This window comes from Limimaricola litoreus, assembly GCF_024159025.1.
GTDB classification, from domain to species: domain Bacteria; phylum Pseudomonadota; class Alphaproteobacteria; order Rhodobacterales; family Rhodobacteraceae; genus Limimaricola; species Limimaricola litoreus.
On record NZ_JAMYXC010000164.1, the window covers coordinates 1 to 4,363 of the forward strand.

3 protein-coding genes and 1 pseudogene are annotated in these 4,363 nt (G+C 71.9%); all 4 read right to left on the reverse strand.

The window, feature by feature from the left end:
* Positions 1-1,252 (reverse strand): beta-ketoacyl [acyl carrier protein] synthase domain-containing protein (locus NHG85_RS10970; RefSeq protein WP_253332329.1); only part of this gene is annotated, 1,252 nt, incomplete at its 3' end.
* Positions 1,253-1,342: 90 nt separating this feature from the next.
* Entirely contained in the window at positions 1,343-2,725 is a 1,383-nt protein-coding gene (locus NHG85_RS10975) for an oligosaccharide flippase family protein (protein ID WP_253332331.1), read from the reverse strand.
* The gene (locus tag NHG85_RS10980; RefSeq protein ID WP_253332333.1) at positions 2,722-3,561 is read right to left on the reverse strand and encodes a glycosyltransferase; all 840 of its coding nucleotides are present in this window, start codon (positions 3,559-3,561) and stop codon (positions 2,722-2,724) included. The genes NHG85_RS10975 and NHG85_RS10980 overlap by 4 nt, the downstream gene beginning before the upstream one ends.
* A pseudogene (locus NHG85_RS10985) lies at positions 3,558-4,363 on the reverse strand (hypothetical protein); the annotation flags it as partial. The pseudogene NHG85_RS10985 and the gene NHG85_RS10980, both read right to left, overlap by 4 nt.

Consider the following 4,363-nt stretch of genomic DNA (forward strand, 5'->3'; position numbering starts at 1 on the left):
GGCGCGGCGTGGCGCCGCGCGGCCAGGGCTGCGTGGTCGCCGCGACCTCGAAGGGGGACGAGGCGAGCGCCATGGCCGGGTTGGGCGCCTCGAAACCCGGGGTGCCGGGGATCGCGCGGTGGTGCAACGCCAGCGCCGCCTTGATGAGCGAAGCCGCCCCCGCCGCGGTGTCGGTATGGCCGATGCCGGTCTTGACCGAGCCGATCCGGCAGAAACCGCGCGCCTGCGTCGTCTCGCGGAAGGCCCGCGTGAGGGCCGCGACTTCGATCGGATCGCCCAGCGCGGTGCCGGTGCCGTGGCATTCGACGAGGCCGAGGCTCTCGGCCCCGACCCCCGCCATGCGCAGCGCCGCGGCCACGGCCGCGGCCTGCCCCTCGACCGACGGGGCGAGATAGCTCGCCTTTTGCGCGCCGTCGTTGTTGATGGCGGTGCCGCGGATCACCGCCCAGACGTGATCGCCCGCCGTCAGCGCGTCCTCCAGCCGCCGCAGCGCCACCACCGCCGCGCCGGAGCCGAAGACGGTGCCCTGCGCACGGTGATCGAAGGCGCGGCACATGCCGTCCGGCGACAGGATCTCTCCCTCGCGCCAAAGATAGCCCTGCCCCTGCGGCTGTTCGATCGTGGCGCCGCCCGCCAGCGCCATGTCGCATTCCCCGGTCAGCAGCGCCTGCGCGGCCATGTGCACCGCCACGAGCGAGGTCGAGCAGGCGGTCTGCACCGAAACGGCAGGGCCGGTGAGATCGAGCATGTGGCTCAGCCGCGTGGCGAGGAAATCCTTGTCGTTGCCGGTGTGGCGCAAGAGAAAGCCGCCGACGTCCCGCTGCAGATCGGCGTTCCCCATCAGGTTGCGCATGTAATAGTCGTTGGGCCCGCAGCCGGCATAGACGCCGATGGCGCCGTCGAAGCCATCGGGCAGACGGCCCGCGTTCTCCAGCGCCGCCCAGGCGGTGCGGATGAAGCGCCGGTGCTGCGGGTCCATGATCGCCGCGTCCTTGGGCGTCAGCCCGAAGAAGCCCGCGTCGAACAGGTCGTGACCCTCGAGCGGCGCGCCGTAGGGGACGTAATCGGGCCTTTGGCTGACCTCCTCGGGCACACCGGCCTGCGCGAGCTCTTCCGGGGTCAGGCGGCGGATCGCCGTGCGCGTTTCGGACAGCATCTCCCAGAAGGCATCGAGCGTCGGTGCGCCCGGCAGGTCCACCGCCATGCCGACGATGGCGATGTCACCCGCTGCGCTCTCGTTCGGCCCCGTCATTCCGCCTGCTCCAGACTTCTGTTCCGCCCTGCAGACTGGTCGGGGAATACGGCGCTTTTTCGACCCTTGCCCGCCCCTCGGGCGGCGTTCTCAGCCGGCTCCGAGCGTATCGAGCGCGACCACCGCGGGCAAGTTCACCCAAAGACAGATAGCGGCCAGAACCAGCCCCGCCGCCGCGAACACGAGATCGTGCAGCGGATCCCAGGCGCGCTCGCGGCGCGCGAAGGCGACGAGCAGCGGATAGGCCAGAAGCTGCGCCGCCCCCTGCCCCAGCAGACCGCCCCAGAGCCCGCCCCAGGCAAGGCCTGCCGCCAGCCCCGCGAGCGTCAGCACCGCGCGCGTGGCCTGCAGCGCGAAGAAGCGGCGCGAGCGCCCCGAGGCCAGCACGGCCTGATCATAGGTCATGCCGATCAGCACCGGGATCTGCAGAACCGCGACCAGCACCACCACCCCGCCCGCGGCGGCGTAGCGCGCGTCGTACATCACCCCGATCAGCCAGTCGCCCAGAAGGCCCAGCGCGAAGGTGGCCATAAGCAGCCCCGCGCTGGCCAGCATCCGCAGCCGCCGCAGCCGCAGGAAATCGGCCCGGCTGCGGCCCGGCGGGCTGTCGCGGTAGACCGGGATCAACACCCGCCGCGTCACCATGTGGCCGAGCATCACCGGAAAGGTCGCGAGGAACAGGCCGATGTTGTAGATCCCGAAATCCGACAGGGTGAGATAGCTGCCGATCAGCAGCCGGTCGCCCTGCGCCACGGCAAAGCCCGCGACGGTCGACAGGAAGATCCACTTGCCGAAATGCACCAGCTCGGAGGCGGCCGCGCGCTCGAACCGCAGCCGGTTGCGCGCGCCGGGCAGGAACAGGTTGAGATAGACCAGCTGCGCCAGAGCCCCCGCCAGCCCCCCCGCCACCAGCGCCCAGACCGAGCCCCAGGCCCAGGCCAGCGCCAGCCCGGCGATCAGCTGCGTGGCCTGGGTCGCCAGCTCGATCAGCGTCACCCGGCCGGCGCGCAGATGCCGGTGCGCGGTGTCGAGCCGGGTCGGGTTGAACCCGTTGATGACAAGCGAAAGAGCCGCCACCGACAGGTATTGCGCCAGCATCGGCTCGTCGTACCACTGCGCCGCGGGCGCAGCCAGGACCAGCGCCACCAGCCACAGCCCGATCCCCCTGCCGATCTGGATCGTCCAGGCGGTATCGAGGAACGCGGGGTCGTCGCCGCGCCGGCTTTGCATGATGGCGGGGGTGAGGCCCACGTCCGAGAACATGTTGAGGCCCATCATCACCACCATGACGATCGCCATGATGCCGAAGGCCTCGGGAAACAGCAGCCGGGTCAGCAGCAGGTTCGAGCCGAGCCGCAAGAGCTGGCTCGCGCCGAAGCCCGCGATCATGATTCCGGCCGAGCGCAGCGCCCGGCTGCCGATGTCGGCCGAGCGCAGCCGCCCCATCAACGCCGCCGTCACCGCCATCGTCATCGGCCGCGACTCCAGCCCCGGGCGGCGGGCCGCAGCCGGACGCCGAGCGCGACAGCAGAGTAGACCGCAAAGCCCAACGGATCGCTCAGGGCCAGCCGGGCCGCCCCCGCGGCCCCCAGGGGCGGCTTGTCCTCGCGCGACATGATCTCGGGGTGCCGCGCGGCCAGCTCGCGCATGCCCGCATCCTGCCGTTGCCGCACCCGCACCAGCGCCCGCCACCCCTCGGCCACGGGCCAGTCATAGCCGGCGAGCACGTCGCATCGCTCGGCGGGGGCGAATTGCAACCGCACGAAACCGTCGTCCGAGATGAGATCGGGAAACCGGCCCCAGCGGCCCCGGCCTTCGGCATTCACCGCGAAGAGGCCGCAGCCCGGCACACCATGCGCCATGAAGGGCAGCCGCGCCCAGAGCCGGGCATAGGCGCGCGCGACGCGGCCCCGCCCGGTGATCCGCGGCCGACCGCTGGCATAGAGCGCGCCCGGCCGGTCGAGCGCGGCATGAAGCCCCGCGATCAGCCGGTGCGACACGGTGACGTCGGCATCGAGATAGACCCGGATCGCGCCGGGCGGCAGACCTGCCTCGCCCGCGTTGAGCGCCGCGATCTTGGAGCCCTGCGCCAGCTCGATCACCCGCAGTTGCCAGTTCTTTTCCGCGAAGGCCCCCGTGAAGGCGCGCGCGCGCGCGACGGTGGCATCGTGGCAGCCATTGGCGATGACGGTGACGCCGACCGGCCCGGGCGGCGGCGCGGCGGCGGCGAGGGCCGAGAGGCAATCACCGATCAGCGCCGCCTCGTTGCTGGCGGGGATCAGGATTTCCATCGGGGTCGCTGCGCTCATCGGGGCCGCTCCGGCACGGGCTGTGCCTGTGTCTCGGTGCCATAGGCGATCTCCTCGACACCGGCCACGAGAATACGACCCCGCCCCTGCCCGATCTCAAGCCGTTCGCCCTGCCAGGCCATCGGCGCGCCGCGCAGCGCCTCGGGCAGCAGCAGCCGGTCGTGCCCGGCCCCGCCATCGACCCTGTCGCCCGGCCCGGCCAGCACGATGTCATTGCCGCCGCCGCCCAGCAGCAGGTCTTCCTCGGGCGTGCCGACCAGCCGCTCGGCCGCCGCGCCGCCGCTTAGCGTCATCCCGTCTGCGAAGCTGCCCGGCGCCCGGCTTTCCCAATCAGCACCCGAGCGGTTGTAGCGCATCAAGGCCTGCCAGCGCGGCGTGTCGTCGTCGATGTGGCGCAGCGCGCCCCAGCTGCCCCAGCGCGAGGGCCCGCCGATGTCGTGATAGGCCGTGACCTGCGTGCCGCCCAGATCCGACCAGCTTTCAAACAGCGCCTCGACCAGCTGTGCCACCTCGGGCGCGTGCGAGATCTCGGTTAGGAAATCGGTGATCGCGTCCTCCTCGCGCCCCTCTGCCCCGGCCGCCAGGTGCGGCCCGCCCTCATACATCACCAGCCGCAGCCCGTGCCGCGCGGCGACGCGCGCGTGATACGGCCAGAGCCGCCCGGTCAGATCGGCGGCATCGGCGCGCAGCATGTCCAGCACCCGCTTCGCGGCGGTGCCGCGCGCCAGCGCCCGGCGCAGCTCGGGCAGATCATCGTCGCGCGCCACGTCATGGCCGATGTAGCCCGTCACAGCATAAGATC